The 19,744-nt window shown below is 60.5% G+C and carries 16 protein-coding genes; 5 read left to right on the forward strand and 11 right to left on the reverse strand.

Annotated features, from left to right (window positions below):
- From BUB60_RS15085 to BUB60_RS15115, 7 genes are all read right to left on the reverse strand, one after another.
- Nucleotides 1–354, reverse strand: coding sequence for an NADH-quinone oxidoreductase subunit C (locus BUB60_RS15085; RefSeq protein ID WP_073080728.1), 354 nt, complete (start codon nucleotides 352–354; stop codon nucleotides 1–3).
- Nucleotides 351–800 carry an NADH-quinone oxidoreductase subunit B family protein gene (locus BUB60_RS15090; protein ID WP_073080730.1) on the reverse strand — a complete coding sequence of 150 codons (450 nt, stop codon included), beginning with the start codon at nucleotides 798–800 and terminating at the stop codon, nucleotides 351–353. Before BUB60_RS15090 ends, BUB60_RS15085 begins: the two co-directional genes overlap by 4 nt.
- Nucleotides 801–829: 29 nt before the next feature.
- On the reverse strand, nucleotides 830–1,681 hold the full coding sequence (locus BUB60_RS15095; protein ID WP_073080732.1) for a respiratory chain complex I subunit 1 family protein: 852 nt from the start codon (nucleotides 1,679–1,681) through the stop codon (nucleotides 830–832).
- Complete coding sequence (locus BUB60_RS15100) at nucleotides 1,678–3,528, reverse strand: NADH-quinone oxidoreductase subunit 5 family protein (RefSeq protein WP_242941224.1); 1,851 nt, start codon at nucleotides 3,526–3,528, stop codon at nucleotides 1,678–1,680. Before BUB60_RS15100 ends, BUB60_RS15095 begins: the two co-directional genes overlap by 4 nt.
- Before the next feature lie 551 nt (nucleotides 3,529–4,079).
- On the reverse strand, nucleotides 4,080–5,282 hold the full coding sequence (locus BUB60_RS15105) for a type 1 periplasmic-binding domain-containing protein (protein ID WP_073080734.1): 1,203 nt from the start codon (nucleotides 5,280–5,282) through the stop codon (nucleotides 4,080–4,082).
- 83 nt (nucleotides 5,283–5,365) lie between these two features.
- Complete coding sequence (locus BUB60_RS15110) at nucleotides 5,366–7,816, reverse strand: pyruvate formate lyase family protein (protein WP_073080737.1); 2,451 nt, start codon at nucleotides 7,814–7,816, stop codon at nucleotides 5,366–5,368.
- Nucleotides 7,817–7,851: 35 nt separating this feature from the next.
- Complete coding sequence (locus tag BUB60_RS15115; RefSeq protein WP_073080739.1) at nucleotides 7,852–8,763, reverse strand: glycyl-radical enzyme activating protein; 912 nt, start codon at nucleotides 8,761–8,763, stop codon at nucleotides 7,852–7,854.
- 125 nt (nucleotides 8,764–8,888) lie between these two features.
- On the opposite strand from BUB60_RS15115, the gene BUB60_RS15120 reads away from it, so the two are divergent.
- The 5 genes from BUB60_RS15120 (at nucleotide 8,889) to epsC (ending at nucleotide 14,065) form a co-directional block, all read left to right on the forward strand.
- A complete protein-coding gene (locus tag BUB60_RS15120) occupies nucleotides 8,889–10,313 on the forward strand; it encodes a PucR family transcriptional regulator (protein WP_073080753.1) in 1,425 nt (474 codons plus the stop codon).
- 106 nt (nucleotides 10,314–10,419) lie between these two features.
- Entirely contained in the window at nucleotides 10,420–11,232 is an 813-nt protein-coding gene (larE, locus tag BUB60_RS15125; RefSeq protein ID WP_073080755.1) for an ATP-dependent sacrificial sulfur transferase LarE, read from the forward strand.
- Nucleotides 11,233–11,273: 41 nt separating this feature from the next.
- The gene (locus tag BUB60_RS15130; protein WP_073080758.1) at nucleotides 11,274–12,041 is read left to right on the forward strand and encodes a tRNA threonylcarbamoyladenosine dehydratase; all 768 of its coding nucleotides are present in this window, start codon (nucleotides 11,274–11,276) and stop codon (nucleotides 12,039–12,041) included.
- 10 nt (nucleotides 12,042–12,051) lie between these two features.
- Entirely contained in the window at nucleotides 12,052–13,092 is a 1,041-nt protein-coding gene (locus tag BUB60_RS15135) for an XdhC family protein (RefSeq protein WP_073080760.1), read from the forward strand.
- Between the two features lie 91 nt (nucleotides 13,093–13,183).
- Nucleotides 13,184–14,065 carry a serine O-acetyltransferase EpsC gene (gene epsC, locus BUB60_RS15140; protein WP_073080762.1) on the forward strand — a complete coding sequence of 294 codons (882 nt, stop codon included), beginning with the start codon at nucleotides 13,184–13,186 and terminating at the stop codon, nucleotides 14,063–14,065.
- A 72-nt stretch (nucleotides 14,066–14,137) separates the two neighbouring features.
- Here epsC and BUB60_RS15145 read toward each other — a convergent pair whose 3' ends face one another.
- From BUB60_RS15145 to BUB60_RS15160, 4 genes are all read right to left on the reverse strand, one after another.
- On the reverse strand, nucleotides 14,138–15,904 hold the full coding sequence (locus BUB60_RS15145) for a GGDEF domain-containing protein (RefSeq protein ID WP_073080765.1): 1,767 nt from the start codon (nucleotides 15,902–15,904) through the stop codon (nucleotides 14,138–14,140).
- A 141-nt stretch (nucleotides 15,905–16,045) separates the two neighbouring features.
- Nucleotides 16,046–18,331 carry an ABC transporter permease gene (locus tag BUB60_RS15150; RefSeq protein WP_073080767.1) on the reverse strand — a complete coding sequence of 762 codons (2,286 nt, stop codon included), beginning with the start codon at nucleotides 18,329–18,331 and terminating at the stop codon, nucleotides 16,046–16,048.
- Nucleotides 18,331–19,032 (reverse strand): ABC transporter ATP-binding protein, encoded by a 702-nt coding sequence (locus BUB60_RS15155; RefSeq protein ID WP_073080770.1) that lies wholly within the window; start codon nucleotides 19,030–19,032, stop codon nucleotides 18,331–18,333. Before BUB60_RS15155 ends, BUB60_RS15150 begins: the two co-directional genes overlap by 1 nt.
- A 12-nt stretch (nucleotides 19,033–19,044) precedes the next feature.
- Nucleotides 19,045–19,650 carry a TetR/AcrR family transcriptional regulator gene (locus BUB60_RS15160; RefSeq protein ID WP_073080773.1) on the reverse strand — a complete coding sequence of 202 codons (606 nt, stop codon included), beginning with the start codon at nucleotides 19,648–19,650 and terminating at the stop codon, nucleotides 19,045–19,047.
- Between the last annotated feature and the right edge of the window lie 94 nt (nucleotides 19,651–19,744).

Here is a 19,744-nt window from a genome sequence, read left to right on the forward strand (position 1 = left end):
TTACGCCTCCTGTATCGTGATGCCCGCGCCGAAGGGCGACGGCCGGGCCGTTTTATAAAGCTGCCCCTTGAAGTCCACCGCCATATCGGCAACGGTCACGCCGAACAGCTCGGCGATCTCGTTTTCGTAGATGAAGGCGCACCAGTAGAGCGCCTGGATGCTGGGGATCGTCCCGTCCTCCGTCCAGTACGTGCGCAGGTGGAGGATCTCATAATCCTTTTCAAACGAATACGTCAGCTCCATGCCGCTGTCTGTCTTCGTACAGCTGATCTGGACAAGGCGGTAGCCCCAGCTTGCCAGCACGGCCACGCGCGCGTAAAGCCCGCCGGTCTCCACTGTCTCTGTCTGCATCATGCGTTCACCTTCTTTTTCCGCTCTTTCCTGTTTTTATACTTCTCCTCCAGGACGCCGAGGCCCTGGACGACGCCGTCGATGATCGCCTCGGGGCGCGCGGCGCAGCCCGGCACGTAGACGTCCACGGGTATGAGCTTGTCGACGCCGCCCAGGACGTTGTAGCAGTCGGCAAAAATGCCGCCCGAGGTGGCGCAGATGCCGACGGCGACCACCACCTTGGGGTCCGGCATCTGGTCGTAGATATTCTGTATAACGCTTTTGTTCTGCTCGTTGACGGAGCCGGTGATCAGCAGAATGTCGGCGTGCTTCGGGTTACCCGTATTGACGATGCCGAACCGCTCCACGTCGTATAGCGGCGTCAGGCACGCGAGCACCTCGATGTCGCAGCCGTTGCAGCTGGAGCCGTCGTAATGGATCAGCCACGGAGATTTCTTGAAATATGACACGGTGATATCTCCTTCAACCTGAAGATTTTCTATTGGACGATATAGAGGATGAAAATATTGAGCACCCCGAGGCCGATTGCCGCGCCCCAGGCCGATTTGAGCATCCACTGCCATTTGACCCTGGCATTGATATTATCAATGAATATCTCGAGAAAATACGCCAGCAACGCCACCGCCACGCCGATAACGGGCACCGGCGCGAAAAAAAGATAAACAATGCCAAGCAGAAACACGTTTTCATACCAGTGCGCCAGCTCGATCCAGGCCAGCGGCTTGCCGGAGAACTCCGTGGTAACGCCGCTCACCAGCTCCTGGTGCGCGTGGTGAGAGGTGGACAGGTCGAAGGGCGATTTTTTCAGCTTGATGGTCAGAATGAAGAGGAAGCCCAGAAAGACGCCCGGGATGTAAAAAAACAGCGGCGTGCCGTAAGCGGCGATATCGGCCACGGAAAAGCTTTTCGTCACCATGTACATGCCTACGGCGGTGAGGATGATCATCGGTTCATCGGCCACCATGGACAACAGCTCCCGCTCCGACCCGATGAAGCTGTAAGGCGAAAAGGTGGAATAGCCGCCCAGGACGAAAAAGATGCCCGCCAGCGTCAGCGAGAAGATGATGAGCAGGATATCCGCGCCGTTAAAGAACAAAACGCCCGTGAACACCGTAAAGAACAGGAAACAGAACGCGTACAGGTTCTGCGAGATATTGACGACGACGTTCTCCTTTTGAAAGAGCTTGAGCACGTCGTAAAACGGCTGCAGGATACTGGGGCCCACCCTCTTCTGCATTCTGGCCGAAATCTTCCGGTCGAAGCCGGACAGCAGCCCCCCGGCAACGGGCGCCAGGATAATAAACAAAACGGTTGTCAGCAGAATTTTCATAAAAACATCACCCCGCACAGTATGGCCAGCAGCATGGATGTCAGGACGATCCCCACAAGCCCGAGCCTTTTCTCCCCGAACATTTCTTCCAGATAGTAGTTGGACAGCTTCAGCTCCTGGACGTTATGCCCCGCTGTGTAGAAATGGTCGTTGGCCTCGGCCGCGTCTTTGTATTCGGTCAGATTCGCGCCGTTCAGGTACGCGCTGACATGCCGTTTGTCCCGCCGCTGGAGGACGATCTGCAGCGGGAGCAGCAGGAGGAACACCATCATCAGCAGCATGATGACGATATTGCCCGCGCTCATGGAGACGGTGCTATGATAGACCAGCTTGATAAACGGGTCGATGAGATACTTTGAAATGACCGGGAAGACGACGCACGCCGCCACCGTCAAAATCGACAGCGTGCCCAGCGTGAACCACTCTCCGCCCGTGACGCCCTTTTCCAGCTTCCCGGCAGGATGCACGATCATGATGAGCTTTCCCATCAGCTTTGTGTAGAAGAAGAGCGTGGCCGAGCTGCCGAAGATCACGAGCACCGCGATCAGCGGATTGACGGAAACGAGCGCCTCCAGCGCCTGCCATTTACTGATAAGCATGCCGAAGGGCGCCAGGAACATGCCGGCGATGCCCACGAGGATGAACACCGTCACCTTCGGCATTTTCATGATGAGGCCGTCCATGTCCTCAATGGAGAGGCTGTCGGTACCGCCCTCCACCGTGCCCGCGCACAGAAAAAGGAGCGCCTTGGCCACGGCGTGGAAGATCATGAGGAGCATCGCCGTCCATACCGCCTGATACGTGCCGACGCCGGCACAGGCCACGATGAGGCCCAGCGTCGAGATGGTGGAATAGGCCAGCAGCCTTTTGAGGTTCCGCTCGGAGATGGCGATGAGCGAGGCAAACAGGAACGTCACCGCGCCGATGAGGGCGATGAACAGCCCGGCCTTGGTGCCCGCCAAAAGGGGTGACAGCCGGATGACGATGTACACGCCGGCCTTGACCATCGTCGAGGAGTGCAGGAGCGCCGAGACGGGCGACGGGGCGACCATGGCGCCGAGAAGCCAGGAGGAAAACGGCATCTGGGCCGATTTGACAACGCCGGCAAAGCAGATGAAGACGACAGGCACGACCACCAGCGCCGGATTCAGCGCCAGCAGCTTGTCGACCTCGATGATGCCCTGTGTCTCATAGAGCCAGACGATGCCGGCAAGGAAGCCGAGCCCCCCGACGATATTCATCACAAGGGCGCGGTAGGAATTGCGTATGGCCTCCGCCGTGCGCGTGTAGCCGATGAGCAGGTAGGAGCAGAAGGTCGTGATCTCCCAGAAGAAGAGCAGCCACTTTAAATTATTGGACAGCACAAGGCCGAACATGGCCGACATAAATACAAAGACCACCGCAAAAAACATCCGCGATCTGTCCGCGACATGCTTATGATGGTGGTACTTCTCCATATAGCCGACGGAGAAAACGCAAATCAGGCTGCCCACCACGCCGACGAGCATGACCATCAGCAGCGACAGGTTATCCAGCATGAGGGCGTTGGCCGCCTCCGCCTTTCCGCCGAAAAGGAGCTCCGAGCCGACGGTGGCGAGAATCTGCACAATGGCCAGGACGACGGCGTGATACTTCTTATCGCGCGCGCCGGCGTAGATGATGTAGACGGAGATCAGCAGCAGGACCGCCGTCATGGCGTACTCGATGTACTCCATATGTACGGCGTACTCCACAAATCCCGAATTGTTCAGATTCATGACCAGCAGTGCCACAGACGCCGCCGCGATCACCAGCGACGCGGCCATAACGAAGAAGCCGCGGACCTTCGGATTTTTGAGAAGTGTCATCAACAACGCCGCAAACAGCGGAAAAATGATCAGAAACAGAATGAGCGACATAAATGACATAACTTACCCCGACCGCCTTTTCAAATAATGCGGATAACTCAACTTTTCAAAAAGCTTTAAATTAATGTATCCCGTGCCTTAATCCATTATTTCGCCATTGTTCATAGTTAAATCGTCCGAATTTACAAAAATCCGATATGAATTACCAAACCCAATTATAACGACGCGAGAAGTAAACTCAATTCCCTTTTTGTTGATGTTTTTACTCATCTAAAATGATAATATAATTATTATACAGGATTAATAATAATTATTGCGTAGAAACGTACCTAATATTAGCACGTGTCGGGCCGCCGCACAAGGAAGAAGATTTTGGGTTTTGGTACATTTCAATGTTTTTTTACTCCCGGGGGCCGCCCGGGCAGCCCCGGCGCCCTAAATCTGCCCGTTCCGACTTCAAAAAAAGGAAGGCTGCGTACTTTTTAAAGTACGCAGCCTTCCCCGGTTTGTCGAAAAATCTGCTTACAGCGGGCACGCGCCGCGCGGATTTATTATCCTTGCCGAAGCCCCGCCGTCAGGGTGTCGAAGCTCGTATTCTTCTCCCAGTCCTTATACGTATCTTTTGTAATCATCGTCCCTTTGATCTTCATACAGGCGTAATTGCTGCCCGGCGCCTTCCATTCGGGCCAGATCGTCTCCGCCGTCGCCCTGCCCTCCAGGATCGTCACAATGTTGGCGGCCATGTAGGAGGAAAACTCCGCCGGGGAGATGGCGCAGGCGGCAACGTAGATGCTGTCCGCGTTACCGCTTTCCAGCTCCTTGATAAACGCGTCGGACTGCACGCTGACCACCAGGGCGTCCTGCCCCTTGTTCAGGGACTCCACGGCTCTGGCCGCACCGATGGCCCAGTCGTCCACCAGGGCAACGACAAACCATTTGGCGATCTCGCTGTGGGTGGCCATGATGCCCGACGCCAGATCGCTGGCCCCCTGGGCGGTGGGACCGGTGCTGAGTGTGGCCAGGTCGGCGACATAGTAGTTGCCCGAGGCCTCCGGGAAGTCCTTGACAAATGCGTCATGGGCGCCCGGCGCGCGCTCGTGGATGCCGTTTACCAACGTGAAATCAATGACAATGAGCCCGATTTTGGACAGGTCCACCTGATCCGTCCAGTAATTATTGTAGTTGTCCGCCAGCCACTGGACGCACTCGGCGCCGTTGGCGTACTGATCCTGGGCCACGCTGGGCCATATGCAGCTGCCCGACGCGTCCAGAAACGACGTCGACTCGGCCACAAAGGGGATATCCAGCTCCTTGCCGACCTCATAAATACGCGGCATGACGGAATCGTCCGCCCCGACGATGAGGCCCTGATAGCCCTGATCGGCATAGACCTGCATCTGGTTGACGAGGCCGTCGTAATCCATATTGGCCGAATACATCGTGTATTCATAGTTCAGAACTTTTCCGAATTTCTCGAGATTGTTGGAAATCCCCTGCTGCAGCGCCTCGGCGGCGCTGAGGCAGATATAGGCGATCCTGTACGGTTTTCTGTTGAAATGCTCCGCCTTGTCCGTCAGGTAGCCGATGCCGCTCTCCGGCGGCGGGGACTGGTCCGGCGAAACCGGGGGCGGCGCCGTATCGGAGGGGGCGGCGCCGGGTGCGCTGCCCGAGGGGCCGGCACCGGTGCCGGCGCTGCAGGAAACAAGCGTTAAAACGAGCACTGCGGTCAATAGAATTGCCGTGAACCTTTTCATGTTATCCTCCTGTTTCTTTAGTTAAAATACATGTGAATCGCCTTTTTTCCGCCGTCGCCTCCTTTCCCATACCGATTTTATATTTACAGCAGATGTTCGCTCCTGTTGATCACGTCGTCCTGGATTTCCGGGGACAGCTGGACGAAGTACGCGGAAAAGCCGCCGATGCGCACGATGAGGTCCCTGTGCTCCTCGGGCTTCCGCTTTGCCTCCAGGAGCTCCTCCTTATCCGCGATATTGTACTGGATATGGGTGCCGCCGTTTTTGAAAAACGCGTTCGTATATGTCACGAGCTTATCCAGGCTTTCCGGGCTTTTGAGGATGGAGGAGGTGAACTTCTGGTTGAGGACGTGGGCGTAGGAGTCCTCGAACCCGGCCTTCAGCACCGAGCGGATGACGGCCGTGGGCCCGTTGGTGTCGGCGCCCCGCATGGGCGAGATCGAGCCGTCGTCCAGCGGCTCCAGCGCCTTCCGCCCGTTGGGGAGCGCGCCGACGCCGAGCCCGCCGTAATAGTGCCACGCCAGCCCCTCCCGGGCGATCATATAGGGCCTGAAAGGCGCGTTGTCGTAACTTTTGATAACGCCCGCCGAGAATTCGCTGATATCCTTTGCCAGCAGGTCCACCTCGTCGATGTCGTTGCCGAACTTGGGCTGCTTCAGGCACATCCGCCGGATTTCCTCGCCCCGCGGCCCGTCGAAGTTGGCGTTCAGCGCCGCCATCAGCGCCGCCATCGTCAGCTTCCCGTCGTCGAACACCAGCTTTTTGACGGCGATGAGCGCGTCGGCCACGTCGATGATCGCCCTGTCGGAGATGCCGAACATGGCATAATCCGGATGCGGGATGAGCACGTCCTGCCCCAGGTCCATGCTGGCCTGCAGGCCGATCGTCGAGATGAGCGGCAGGCGCATGTATTTGTGCTGCACATTGCGCGCGATGGCCGCCAGCCAGAAGGCCCTGTAAAGCACATACCGGTGCTGCTGCTTAAACGCGTCGTACAGCGCGTCAAAGGACTCGAAATCCGCCGGGTCGCCTGTTTCCAGCCCGATGAGCTTGCCCGTGACGCCGCGCCCGTTGTGGAGCGCCAGATGCAGCACCGCCGCCAGATTGAAGCCGGCGATGCCCTCCGCGCCGTAATGCTCCGCCCGCGACGGCAGGCAGGGATAAACGCAGCCCAGCCCGCACCACTCCACGGCCTCCTCGTAAGGTATCCCGTCGTCGGTGTAATGCCTGATCATGTTTTCGTCGTTCTGGAACAGCGGGATGCCGCCCTTTGTGGCAAGGTTTGTTTTGATGGCTTTCCGCATCAGCCAGTCCGGCGTCTTCCTGTTCCACCGGACGCCGACCGTCGGCGACGACAGCTGCAGTAATCCCACCATGTGCAAAAACAGGTAGCTCAGCTCGTTGGAGGCGTCCTCTCCGTCCTGCCCGAGGCCGCCGAGAAGCACGTTGTTGATGGCAAAGTTGATCTGGTGCGATTCCCGCTGCGTCTCGTTGGTGACGAAGATCTGCGTGCCCCACCGGCCGATGAGCTCCGCCAGAAGGCTCGAGGCCTTCTCCAGCGAGACCCGGCCCCCGGTGATATCGCGGATGAAATACGGGTAGAGATACTGGTCGCCGCGGCCCCAGTGGGGGTTGTTGTGCATCGGGTGCTCCAGCACCTTGCAGGCGCTGACGATCGCCATGGACTGCAGCGCCTCGTGAAAGGACCGCGCCGGATGCTCGGGCACCCGCATGCACGTCTCCGCGATCTCCAGAAGCTGCGTCCGGCGCGCCGGGTCTGTTTCGGCGGCGGCCAGCTCTCCGGCCAGCGCGGCGTAGCGCCGGGCATGCTTGATGATCGCCTCGCAGACGATGACGGCCGACTTCCAGAAGTAGAGCCTGTCGATATCGGTCTCACGATTTTGGATAAACGCGTCGATGTGCCCCTGCGCCTCACCGATATAGCTCCGCAGGCCCTTCGACAGGAGCTTGCCCCACATGGGCACGGAGGTCACCTGGCCGAAGATGCCCGCGTCCAGCGTCGGGTCCTTCACCTTGGCGTCGGTGGCGTCCTTGGGCCAGGTGCCGAGCACCTCGGCCCAGGCCTTGTCGGCCATCTCGGGCGCGGTTTTCCCGCCGAAGACGCGGGCGCTCTCGCGCAGGATTTCCAAACTTTCCTCGTCCAGCGCGGCGGAGGCATTCAGCGTGAGATTCACCTCGCTCGTGTCCTTCCAGAGGTCCGGGATATAGTCGCCGCAGACGTCGATGGCCGTGCACGCGCCGATCACGCCGGGCGTGGACCGGCCGGCCAGCGCGTCAAAATCCAGGATGGCGATGTCGATGTTGTCCAGAATATTCGCCACGAGCTTGGCGCGCCGAATCTGGATGTCCTCCCCCTCGGTGGCCCGCCAGGAGGCCACCGTGTAGCGCTCCCTGTCGGCAAACAGCTTCCAGGGGGCGGCCCGCATCGCCTTTCTCCAGGCGAGAATGCGCTCATCGAGCTCCAGCGCGTCGATCCGGCGCAGGAGCTCCTCATCGATTTTTGTCTGAGCCATAGCAATACCTTCCTTTATATTATTAATATTTATCTTTATCTCGAAATCGTACAGTCCACGCCCTCGGCGATAAATGCCCGGCGGACGGCCTCAAGCCGCTCCGGCGCCATCACCTCAAGCGCTGCCAGCCGGTTCGGCGCGTTCAGCGCCCGATACTTGCTGTCGCCGAGCCTGTGATACGGCATGAGCTGGACGGCCGGCTGCTTCAGAACGCTCTTTACAAACTCCGCCGTCTGCCGGATATTGCCCTCGTCGTCGTTCACCGTCGGTATCAGCGGGACGCGGAAGAGGATATCCGCGCCGGCCGCCGCGGCAAGCCGCGCATTCTGCAAAATCATCTCGTTGGACTGCCGGGTATACTGCCGGTGCTTCCCGGGGTCCATCAGCTTGAGGTCGAACAGCACATGGCCGGTGACCGGGAGGACCTCCAGCAGCTGCTCCGGGGCCGCGCAGCCGGACGTTTCCACGCAGGTGCCGATGCCGTCCGCCCGGCACAGCTCGAAAAGCGCCCGCACGAACGGCGCGCGGAGCAGCGGCTCCCCGCCCGACGCCGTCACGCCCCCGTCCGGCTCGTAAAACATCCTGTCGCGCCGGACGGCGGCAAAGACCTCCTCAACGGTCATTTCCCTGCCGTACCGGACTAGGGCGCCGTACAGGCACGCGTCAACGCATTTGCCGCAGGCGGTGCAGCTGCTGTCATCAACGCGGTGCTTCCCCTCGTCCATGGAGACGGCGTTCTCCGGGCAGGCCTCAAGGCACTTGCCGCAGCGGGCGCACAGGTTCCCGATAAAGCCGATCTGAGGCTGGGGGGAAATGGTCTCGGGGTTGGCGCACCAGGCGCAGCCGAGGCTGCAGCCCTTAAAAAAAACGACTGTTCTGATGCCGGGCCCGTCGTGGATGGAATATCCCTGAATATTTGTGATCAAAGCGCGCTTGACATCTCCCAAATTCTTACGCCTCCCGCCTTTTGCCGTTCTCCGGCATAATCAAAGCATACCATTCCTCCATAGTGACGGATATCCTCGGGTTCCGGCGGACATTGCCTTGATTTTCGCCTGGTTCAGGTGGTAATATGGATTTATCACCGGCAAAGTACCGCCTTATTCAGGCGGACACGCCGCCGGCAATACTGTTCAAGCGGGGGTCTTATATGGAGCGGGAACACCGGCAAAAGGCCGCCGGCAGCGGCGGTCCCGAAGCCTCCTGCGCGGGGCCGGAGGCGGCCCTTCGCGTCCAGTCGGCGCTGACGCCGCTCATTGCATCCGGCGCGGAGACCGGCGGCCTCGTCGCGGCTCTGGCCGGAGCAACGGCCTGCGCCGCCGTTTTCGAGGATACGGGGCTCACGCAGGCCGTTGCGTGGCTGGAGGCGCTCTCCGATGAAAAAGAGCGCCTTATGCCCTATGTCTCCGCCGGGACGAGCCCCGGTTTTAAAAACGCGGCTTTCTTCGGCGGGCAAAGGCCCGTCCCGGTCGCGGACGAATTTCCCGGCCTGACCGTCTTCCGGCTCGTCGCGCCCGTAGCGGCGGGCGGCGAGCGGCTGGGCTACCTGTCGCTTCTGCGGACGGACCGGCCCTTTGGCGCCGGCGACGTTACGGCGCTCGGTCACGCGGCGGGCCTTTTCGCCGTCCATCTCGCGCAGCATAAGCGCATGGCGGAGGTAGAGCTCCGGCTCAAGGGGAATTTTGTGGACGATCTCGTGTCCCTCCGGTACTCCGATCCCGACTCCATCCTGAGCCGGGCCCGGGCGCTGGACTTCAACCTGGCGCTGCCGCACCGGGTGCTGGTGGGCGAAATCGAGAACCTCGGCCAGCTCATGAGCCATTTCAAAAGCGACGCCCAGGCGGTGTCGGAATTCAAAACGGCGCTCGTCGGCCGGATTCAGGGCCGGCTCGACGGCCACGGCGGCGGGATGGCAATCCCTCATAAGGACGAGATCATCATCCTCATCCGTCAGGAGAGCGCCGGCAGCCCCATCGGCCCGGTCAAAAAGCTGGCTCAGGAGATCATTGACGACGTCCTGCCGTTGTTTAAAGCAAAGCTGTACATCGGCATCGGCAGCGTCTCGGGCGCGCTGCCCGATTACCAGACGTCGTACCTAGAGGCCAAAAAGTCGCTGGAGATCGGGGCGTATATGCTCACCGAGGGGCAGGTCCGCTCCTTTGAGCAGTTCAAAATCCACGCGCTATTCCTCAGCACGCTGAAGCCCGCGGAGCTGTACAACTACGCCCGCAGCCAGCTGGGCGCGCTCCTGGATTACGACGCGGGGCATCAGACGGAGCTTTTGAAAACGCTGCAGGAATTCCTGTATCTCCGAAACACCGTGGAAAAAACCGCCCGCAGCCTCAACATGTCGGTCAGCGGCCTGAAGTACAGGCTGGGGAAGATCGAGCAGGTCCTCGCGCTGGACCTGAAGGATTACAAGGTCTGCTTCGACCTGCAGCTGGCGCTCATCATCCTGCAGCTTTTCGGCGAATACCGCATCCGCGGCGCCGGCTGAAAACGGCCGCCCGGGCGGCTTCCTCCACCTAGATTTGCCTTGACATTCAAACGCATTAATCATACTATGTTCATATGAATTATGAATCGCAAAGGAAACTGTAACAATGGATGCATTGCATAAGAAATACGAGGAACTCAGAACATATATCGAGCAGTTAAAAAGCGTCGCCGTGGCGTTTTCCGGCGGCGTGGACTCCACGTTTCTCCTGAAGGTCGCCAGCGACGTGCTGGGCGGCAATGTCGTGGCCGTGACGGCGCGCTCCCTGAGCTTCCCAAAGCGGGAGCTGGACGAGGCGACCGCGTTTGCCAAAGAAAACAATATCGCCCACGTGGTCGTCGACTCCGAGGAGCTGGACATCGAGGGCTTCTCGAAAAACCCGGTCAACAGGTGCTACCTGTGCAAGACCGAGCTCTTTACCAAAATCAAAAAAATCGCCGGGGACCGGGGCGCCGCCAACGTGGCGGAGGCCTCCAACATCGACGACAACGGCGACTACCGCCCCGGCCTCAAGGCCGTTGCCGAGCTGGGCATTTTGAGCCCGCTCCGGGCGGTGGGCCTCACGAAGGCCGAGATCAGGGAGCTCTCCAGGGAGCTCGGCCTGAGGACCTGGAACAAGCAGTCCTTCGCCTGCCTGTCCTCCCGCTTCCCCTACGGCGAGTCCATCACCCCCGAACGGCTGACGAAGATCGACAAGGCCGAGCAGTTCCTGCTGGATTTGGGCTTTCATCAGGTGCGGGTCCGCTATCACGGGGACCTGGCGCGCATCGAGACCGACGAGAAGGGCTTTGACAAAATGCTGGAGCACGGCATGCGCCAGAGGATCGACGAGGAATTCCGCCGCATCGGCTTCAATTACGTGGCGATGGACCTCAAGGGCTACCGGACGGGCAGCATGAACGAAACGCTGCAGCAGTAGCGGCTATTCCGGCAATTCATGAATCCGAGGAAACAATAAACATGCTCAACGAATTTTCAAGAACGCAGCTTCTTATCGGCAAGGAGGGCATGGAGCGCCTTAAAAACGCCACCGTCGCCGTCTTCGGCATCGGCGGCGTCGGCACGTTTACCGCCGAGGCGCTGGCCCGCAGCGGCGTGGGGGGCCTTGTACTCGTGGACGACGACAGGGTCTGCCTCACCAATATCAACCGCCAGCTCATCGCCACCCACCGCACCGTGGGCAAAAAAAAGGTAGAGGTCATGAAGGAGCGGATACTGGATATCAATCCCCACTGCCAGGTCGAGACCCGCGAGAGCTTTTACTCGGCCGAGACGGCCGCGGACTTCGAGCTCACCCTCTACGACTACGTGGTCGACGCCATCGACACCGTCTCGTCCAAGCTCGTCCTGATCGAGGAGGCGGCGTTCGCCGGCGTCCCGATCATCAGCTGCATGGGCGCCGGCAACAAGCTGGACCCCACCATGCTGGAGGTGGCGGATATCTACGAGACCTCCGTCTGCCCCCTGGCCCGGGTCATGCGCAAGGAACTGCGCGCCCGCGGCGTCAAGGCCCTGAAGGTCGTCTATTCCAAGGAAGAGGTCATCACCCCTCTCGAGGACGAGGAGCTCAGCTGCAAGTACAATTGCGTCTGCCCGCCGGGGACGACGCGGAAGTGTACCGTCCGGCGGCAGGTGCCCGGCAGCACGTCCTTCGTCCCGTCGGTAGCCGGCCTCATCCTCGCCGCCGAGGTCGTCAAGGACCTCACGGGGCTGAACAAAAAGAGATAAGGAGAAAGCGATGCATCCGACGGATATTTACAAAAGAGTCACCGAAACGCTTGACGCCGGGCAGCGGGCGGTGGTCGTCACCACGCTTTCCGGCGACGCGGCGGCCCTGCCGGAAAAGCTCGTACTGACCGAAGAGGCGCTCCAGGAGGCCGGTGGGGATGCCTCCCAGGCGCTGGCGCTCTCCGCGCTGGACGCCGGGGAACTGGCGCTGCAAAAATCCGCGTCCGGCGGCGTCTGCTTCGCCGAGCCGTATTTTCCCGAGTCGCGCATGATCGTCCTGGGCGGCGGGCATATCGCGCGCCCGCTGGTGGAATTCGCCGCCAAATGCGGCTTTAACGTCACCGTTACGGACGACCGCCCCTCCTTTGCCAACCGCCAGCGGTTCCCGCTGGCAAAGCGCGTTTTGTGCGAGAGCTTCGACAGGTGCATCCCGATGCTGAATATCAACAGGTCGTGCTTCGTCGTTATCATCACCCGGGGCCACCGGCACGATCTGGACTGTCTGCGTGAGATTTTAAAGCTCGAAACGGCCTATACCGGCATGATCGGCTCGCGCCGCCGCGTGGCCGGGGCCCGGCAGCAGCTTTTAAGCGAAGGCTATACGCAGGAAACGCTCGACTTGGTCCGCGCGCCCATCGGCCTGGATATCGGCGCCGAAACGCCGGAGGAAATCGCCGTTTCCATCCTCTCCGAGGCGGTCCGCTATAAGCGCGTCGTCTCCAAGTCCCACTGGCCGGAGCTGGACACGGAGGTTCTGGCCGAGCTGGCCGCCCCGCGCAGCGAGCCGCGCGCGCTGGTGACGATCATCGAGACAAAAGGCTCCGTCCCGCGGGACGTGGGGGCCAAGATGGTCGTCTGGAGCGACGGCAGGACCCTGGGCAGCATCGGCGGCGGCTGCAGCGAGGGCGGGGTCATCACCGCTGCCTACGACGTCATCCGGAACGGCGGCCACCGGCTCGTGGACGTTGACATGACGGGCGACGTGGCTGAGGACGAGGGCATGGTCTGCGGCGGTACGATGAAGGTTGTGATTGAAAAATACGCGTCATAGCGGTTACAATAACCGTATGACGCTTTCGCGCCGCCCGGTGACGTCAGGCACGGCGGCGCGATTGTTTTTCCGATGATTTGGAGGGTCGATTATGCCGCAGGACACGAGTCACGAAAATCTGGAAAGCCTTGTTCTGGCTGTCGTCAACAGCTATTCCGAGCAACCCAGCTTTCTGCCGAATAAAGAAGAGATCATCGACATCCTGGAAATGGTGCGCAAGCTCCTGTTTCCCGGTTATTTTAAAAACGAGAGCACGGAGCTGACCGACCTGTACTTTTACGTCGGCAGCATGATGATGGAGCTGGGTGACAAGCTGCAAAAGCAGGTCTGCCGCGCGCTGCTGCACGACACGACGCTGAAGGGCACCTGCGGCGCGGACGCGGAGTCCCTCTCCGCCCAGATCGCCTACGCCTTCCTCACCAAAATCCCGAAGCTGCGCGAGATCCTGCTCACCGACGTGGACGCCACGCTGGACGGCGACCCCGCCGCCCGGAACAAGCACGAGATCATCTTCGCCTACCCCGGCATTTTCGCCATCAGCGTCTACCGGATCGCCCATGAGCTCCACGTCCTCGGCGTGCCGCTGATCCCCAGGATCATGACCGAGCACGCCCACAGCATCACCGGCATCGACATCCATCCCGGCGCCGCCATCGGCCACCATTTCTTCATCGATCACGGCACCGGCATCGTCGTGGGCGAGACGACCGAGATCGGCAATTACGTCAAAATCTATCAGGGCGTCACGCTGGGCGCTCTGTCCACCCGGGGCGGCCAGAGCCTCCAGGGCAAAAAGCGCCACCCCACCCTGGAGGACGAGGTCACCGTGTATTCCTCCACCTCCATCCTCGGCGGCGAAACCGTTATCGGCCGCGGCGCCGTCATCGGCGCCAACGCCTTTATCACCCGCTCGGTGCCCCCCGGCACCCGCGTGAGCATCAAGACCCCGGATATGGACTTCAAAACACTATAAATAGACCGCGACGGGTGGTCCCCCGCCCTATACGCAAAAAACGGCCTCACCGGCCGTTTTTTATATTCCCGATCATTTCCCCGTGATATGGCAGCTTCTCCAGATGAGCTTGCATTGCTTTTTGAGGGCGCTGGCGTATTCGGCCAGCTCCTGGACGTTGGCGAAAAAGCGGTAGCGATTCGACACACTGGCCACCGAGACGCTCATGATGGGGTACTGCTCGTCCTCGCCGCGGCGGTTTTTTGTGAGGATGTAGCCCCGGGCAAGGTCCTCGTTTGAATAAAAACTGCAAATCCCCTCGTCAAAGCGCTGAATAAAGGCGTCACACAGCGCGCTCACGTCAAAGGTGTTCAGCATGACGACAAAGTCGTCGCCGCCGATATGGCCGATAAAATTGTCGTCCGGGATAATATCCGTCAAAAGCTGGGCAACGAACCGGATCACCCTGTCGCCGTTGCCGAAGCCGTAAATGTCGTTGTAGGCCTTGAAGTTGTCCAGGTCGATATAGAGGATCGTGTGAGGCTCGCGGGCCGTGATAAAGCGCTCGAAATTCTTTTCGATCGCCAGATTACCGGGCAGGCCGGACAGCGGGTTTAATTGCCGGGAATTGAAAACCTCGATCTCCATCGTCTTTTCCAGCAGGTCCTTGATGGTCACAACGCCGAGATACCGGTTCTGGTCCGTCACGACGATAAAATCGTAGATGGACTTCAGGGGCCGCGACATCGCCAGCTTTGAGACCACGTCGATGGAGGTCTTGGCGTCCATCGCCAGCGGGCTGCTGTTCATGATGTTGGAGATGGGCCGCTTGGTGTACAGTGAAAAGCCGTACTGCCCGCTCATGGTGTGCTCGATGTTGGAGCGCGTCACCGCGCCGAGGATCTCCATATTGGCGTCCACCACCGTGACGCCGCTGAGGTTTTCGTCGCTCAGGAAATAATTATAGACGTTGCCGGCCAGGTCGTTGGGGCCGACGGTGATCCCGTCAAAGCAGAGATTGCCGATATAAAAGTTGGAGACGTGGCGGAACTGGTGGTTTTTCTGGGCGTTGCAGGCGTGGATCGTTTCGATCACGCGCTTGTCGATCTCCGCGATGTCGTGCTGCGGATACTGTATGTAATACCCCTGCCCGTAATGCACGCCGATCTCGATAAGCGCCCGGAGCTCCGCCTCCGTCTCGATGCCCTCGGCGATGAGCGCCACGTCTGTCAGGCAGCAGAAATCGTACAGGCTTTTCACCAGGGACTTTTTGTAGGCGTCTCTGTCGATGTCCCGTACCAGCTTCATGTCCAGCTTGATGTAGTGCGGGTGGACGTCGGTGATCAGGTTGAGGCCGGAGTACCCGGCGCCGGCGTCGTCGATGGCGATCTTGTAATTCTGCGTTTTGTAATGCTCGATGGTCTTTTTAAACCCGGGCAGGTCGCCCACGGCGTTCTTCTCGGAAATTTCAAAGTAGATATACGACGGGTCGATGTTGAACGCCTGCAGATATTCCTTTGTAAAGCCCTGCTTGAACTTGTCGTCGTGGATCACGTGGGGATTGACGTTCAGGAAAAGCTGAAACGCCGCGTCGTCCCGGTACGCCGTCTCCAGCGCCTTTGTCCGGCACAGCTGCTCCAGCTCCCAGAGCTTCCCGCACTCCGCGGCCACGCCGAAGAGCGCGTCCGGATTTTGGAGCGGCGTCCCCGCCGGCCCCCGGCTCAACGCCTCATACCCGAGGATTTCGCCGTCCCGCAGCGAGATGATCGGCTGAAAAACGATCTTGATGTCCGCGTCGTTGATGATCTGTGTCAGCTGGCTTTCCAGCATGTTGTCCGTATTTTTGCTTTGCTCTTGCATACATCCCACTCCCCGAAATACGGCGTCACGTCCGCGCTACTTATTTTTGCGCTCCGGGGAAAAGTACACTAGCACCCGCATGTTAAATTCTCGTCAAATTTCGCCGCCGATGTCTGAAAATTTCTTGTAAAATATAACATTTTACTCCACGGATTTCAGCGCGCCCACCATGTCGATGGACCGCACCCGGCGCGACATGAGCAGATTTACGGCAAACGACAAAAGGAACGTGGCGGCGATGGAGACCGCCAGGGAGACAGGCGAAACGTACGTTACAAAATCGCTGGACTCCGACATCGTCGACAGCATGCAGCCGATGAAAAAGAACCCTGCGGGGATGCCCAGCACGATGCCGAGGGCGGTGAGCCAGATATTCTGCGTCTGCAGGAGCGCCCTGATCTTGCGCTTGTTGAAGCCGAGGACCTTGAGCGTGGCCAGCTCCCGCGTGCGCTCGTTAAACGCCAGCGCGCCCAGATTGTACAGCACCACGGCGCCCAGCAGGAGCGCCGCCAGGATCAGTATCGCGATGAGGGACTGCATGCTGTCCACCATGGCGTTAAAGCTGTCGATGAGCTGCTGCCTGCTCTGGACGTTTTCCACGCCGGGCAGGCCGTCGGCGTTTTTCACATCGCCCGCCGTGAGCAGCGCCGTCGGGCGCATGGCGCTGCCGGTCTTTTCAAAGGCGGCGCTGCTGAACGACAGTCCCTGCCCTATCGGCGACCTGTAGACGGCGCCGATTTTGACCTCCTGCCAGCTTTTCTCTCCCAGGGGCCTGTAGGCGACCGTGTCCCCGGCGGCCACCCCCAGAAGCTCCGCCATCTTATAGGAGATGGCCGCGCCGTCGTCCGGCAGGCTCATGGCGCGCCCCCCGGCGTCCTCGAAACGATACAGGCTGCCGTCGCCCACGACGGTGAGGTTGCCGCTTTTGACCGTATCCCCGGCCCTGATCTCTGCGCTCGCCTCCTGAAGCAGCTGGCCGGGGTACCGCGCCTGCAGCGCGTCCAGCGCGGACGCCTCGATATCGCCCTCAAGGCCGATCTTCGTCCCGTATGTGTACAGCTCGCCGTAGAGCCGGTCCGTCACGGCGCGGATGCTGTCCCGCAGGCCGAGCCCCCAGAGCAGCAGCATGATGCAGCCCACGACGCCGACCACCGCCATGGCCGACCGGACCTTATTTCTGAGGACGTCGCGCAGATTCCACTGGGCCGAAAACCCGAGAGAGCGCCACAAGCCGCTTTTCTCCAGCCGCGAAAGGCGGCCGGCCTTCGGCGCGCGGGGGCGCAGGGTGGCCGCGGGGACGTCGCCCAGCTCCCGCCGGCAGGCAAACCAGCTCGACAGGAGGCAGCACAGCACAGCCACCGCCACGGCGGCGATGTCGGCGGCGGAGACGGCCGCCTTCCACTCCGGCAGCTGATAAACGGTCTTCTGCATGGGGAAAAGGAGCGCCGGGATCGCCAGCGGCCCTGTTACAAGGCCCACAAGCCCCCCGGCAAGGCCGAGCCAGAGGCCGTAGGATACGTAGTGCCGCAGGATTTTCCGGCGGGAGAAGCCCAGGGATTTGAGCGTCCCGATCTGGAGCCGCTGGCCGCTGGTCAGGCGCGTCATCGTGGTGAGCATCGCCAGCGCCGCGATGAGAAAGAAAACGATGGGGAAAATCCCGCCGATGGCCCTGTTCTGCGCGATCTCGTTTTTGAACATGGCGGTTGAAAGCTGCGTGTCCCGCGTCAGGACGACGGTATATCTGCCGTCGAACGCCTGCTCCAGAGATTTTTTGACGCTGTCGCCGTCGGCGCCCCCGCCGGAGGACACCATGAGCTCGTTATACGGCAGCGCCGCCCCGCCCGGGAGCGCCTGCCGCGGCACAAAGGCAAAGCCGAACGCTTTGGCGTCGGGCATGAAAACCGAATCGTCCTTGACGTCGTAGATATACTCCGGGCTCATAACGAGGCCGAGGATCGTCTTTTCGATCCGGCTGCCGCCCAGGCTGACGGCCAGCGTATCGCCGGTCTTCAGGCCGTTTGCCCTGGCAAAGGCGCTGTCGAGCCAGACGCCGTCCAGCGCGGTGTCGAACTGCCGCCCCTCCACCGCCAGGGGCCTGGAGAGCGTGTTCTCGTCCAGCACGTTGACCCGCAGGGCGGGCGAGCCGCCCAGCACGGCCGTCCCGTCTATCGTCAGGCGGCGCTGGGCGGCGGCCGCGCCGGGGAGCGCCGCCGCCGCCGAGACATCCTCGGCGCTGAAGCCGCTGCCGACGATCCAGAAATCGGCCAGCGCGGTGTCCTCATAATAGCGGTCGGCCTCCTTCTGCATGCCGTGCCACTCGGCGTTGATGCCGGTGTAGACGAATACGCCCAGCAGCGACATGAGAAAGATGGAGATGAACTGCACCTTGTGCAGGCGCATGTCCCGGAGCATTTTCCGCAGGAGCATCACCAGCTCACCTCCTCCGCGCGCATGGGGGCGGGATTCACCGATTGCTCGACGATCCTCCCGTTTTTCAGCCGGATGACCCGGTCGGCGATCTGCGTCAGCACCGTGTTGTGCGTGACGACGACGACGGTCTGTCCGTTCTCCCGGCACATCCTCTGCAAGAGGGCGAGGATCATCATGCCGGTCTCGCTGTCCAGGGCGCCCGTCGGCTCGTCGCAGAGGAGCAGCTTCGGCTTCTTGCTCACGGCCCGGGCGATGGACATGCGCTGCTGCTCGCCGCCGGAGAGCTGCGCCGGGAACTGGCGGAGATGGTCCCCCAGTCCGACGGCTTCCAGCGCCTCCCCGGCGTCGGCGGCGTTTTTGACGATGTCCTTCACCAGCGCCACGTTCTCGCAGGCCGTCAGCGTCGGTATCAGGTTGTAAAACTGAAAGACAAAGCCGATCGTATCGCACCGGTATGACGTCAGCGCGTCGTCGTTAAAGCGGCTGATGTCCGTCCCGTCCACGCGGATGGCGCCGCCCGTGGCCCTGTCCATGCCGCCCAGCAGGTTGAGCACCGTGCTCTTCCCCGCGCCGCTGGGCCCCAGGATGACGGCGAACTCGCCCTTCTCGATTTCAAAACTCACGCGGTCGGCCGCCCGGATCGCGTGCTCCCCGGCGCCGTACTCCTTCACCACGTCTCTAAATTCAATGAATGCCATATCCGTACCTCCCTATATCCGTTTCAGGTCTTCCTCGGAAACGCCCAGCACCCGCGCGGTCAGCCTGACGACCTCCGCCGTGTCGAAGGCGATCCTGTGGATGTGCTCGAGGTCTCCGTGCAGGAGGCCGTAAATGCCGAAAATCAGGAAGGTGGCCGTGGTCTCCGTGTTTTCAAGGCGGGTAAAGCCCTTGTCGTTCATCTCCCTGAGCACGCCCGTCACCGGCTCGATCAGCAGCTGGGCCACATGCAGCGACAGCCTGTTATCCAGCTCGATGTGCTCGGCCAGGTGGAGCGTGTCCATCAGGGCGTGCTCGGACTCGGCAAACATGACCTCAAAGGTTTTGACGACCATTTCAATTTTCCCGATGAACGGCCTGTCCTCGAGGATCAGCGCGGTCAGCCGCAGCGCGAAATCGTCCGTATACTGCTCCAGCGCCGCCCGGTAGACCTCCTCCTTCGATTTGAAATAATAGTAAAACAGCCCCTGGGCGACGCCGAGCCGCGCCACGATGTCGGCGACGGACGTGTTCTCGTAGCCGTTTTTCAAAAAGAGCTCCAGCGCCGCGTCCAGAATCTCCTTCCGCCGTTCCTTGGGCGGCTTTGATATCCTTGTCATAGATCACAGATCCTTCCTCTCATCTCTAAGTTAGACATTTCTAACTATGTGCATCATAACATACTGACTGATATTCAGTCAATATGCTTTTGCG

The sequence above is a fragment of the Sporobacter termitidis DSM 10068 genome, assembly GCF_900130065.1.
GTDB lineage: Bacteria > Bacillota > Clostridia > Oscillospirales > Oscillospiraceae > Sporobacter > Sporobacter termitidis.